Raw genomic sequence first — 302 nt, 5'->3', positions numbered from 1 at the left:
AACGACGCCGATAAAACCGGTGCGTATGTCGATGGCTGGATGCTCTACAACTGGTTTGACAACACCGTGTCCGGACAGGGGCTGGCGTCTGAAAAGTATGATTCAGACGGCGTCACCGCCTCTGTCGAAACAGGCTACACCTGGAAACTGGCCGAATTCAGCGAGCGTAATGCGCTGTACATCCAGCCTAAAGCCCAGGTCACCTGGATGGATGTGCAGGCCGATACGCACGTTGAGAAAAACGGCACCCGGGTGGTGGATAAAACCGACGGCAACCTGCAAACGCGTCTTGGCGTCAAAGC

Annotated in this window: 1 protein-coding gene; it reads left to right on the top strand. The window is 56.0% G+C overall.

Features of this window, described 5'->3' with window-relative positions; translation table 11 throughout:
• Positions 1-302 (top strand): autotransporter outer membrane beta-barrel domain-containing protein (locus tag OGW13_RS00790; protein ID WP_287115466.1); only part of this gene is annotated, 302 nt, incomplete at both ends.

It is taken from the genome of Citrobacter sp. Ca225, from assembly GCF_030337175.1.
Lineage (GTDB): Bacteria > Pseudomonadota > Gammaproteobacteria > Enterobacterales > Enterobacteriaceae > Citrobacter_A > Citrobacter_A amalonaticus.
The sequence above is the reverse complement of the archived record's forward strand: the minus strand, read 5'-3'. Positions and strand labels throughout refer to the sequence as shown.